At 37.2% G+C, this 793-nt stretch carries 1 protein-coding gene; it reads right to left on the reverse strand.

The annotated features are described in order from the left end of the window. Nucleotides 1-131: 131 nt before the first annotated feature. Nucleotides 132-793: hypothetical protein (locus ACGTN6_RS20640; RefSeq protein ID WP_394594938.1), on the reverse strand; the 662-nt coding region annotated here is incomplete at its 5' end.

The raw sequence follows: 793 nt of genomic DNA on the forward strand, positions 1-793 counted from the left end.
TACAAAGCATGGGAACTTAGTCAGGATGAAGCAGTTACTCCAAAAGTTATTTCAATAAAATAGTACAGTAATATCAATTAAGAATGACCCAACTTTAAATAAAGTTGGGTCATTCTTGTTTATAAACCATACTAAAACTTATCCAATGCCTTTTTAATTAGCGCTTTCTCACGTATTTCTTTTTGTTCCTGGTAATAGTACTTCACCTCAGCCAAGGCATTCTTGGGGTGGCCGTTCGCTTGCAGTTCCTTCTTTAAGGAATCATAGAGCTGGTTAAATACTACGTCTGTGCTTTCTTCTAGACGATTCGCAGCCGATTGATATTTAGTATAAAAATAACCATAGGAAACACTTTTATCGGTCTCTTTCTTCTTCTGGTATTCTTGGTACGCGTACTCAACGAGATTATTAATCTTAGCATTCGCCTGATCTTGGAGTGATTGGAATGAAGGGGCGTAACGATTCTTAATTTGGGTTACGGACATTTGAGTCTTGTTACCTGGTGTTTCTTTCTCTTTACTCGTTTCGGAATCCTTCCCATCTTCGTCTGGGATAGAGGCTTTCTTCTGATTGGAAGTACTACTTTGATTATGATTGCTTTTTGAAGTTGTAGACTTATCATTCGAAAGAGAAGAATTCTCTTTTTCTTTTGATGCAGAGACTTGTTGGGATTCCTCTTTTATAACTGAATCGTGTTGTTTTTGCTCCTTAGGTGATGAAGTTACTTGAGAGTTGTTCTCTTCCTCTAGTTCCTCAGGTAATGAAGTTTCTTGAGAGTGCTTCTCTACTTTTT

The sequence above is a fragment of the Halomonas sp. B23F22_20 genome (genome assembly GCF_043496985.1).
Taxonomy (GTDB): Bacteria; Pseudomonadota; Gammaproteobacteria; order Pseudomonadales; family Halomonadaceae; genus Halomonas.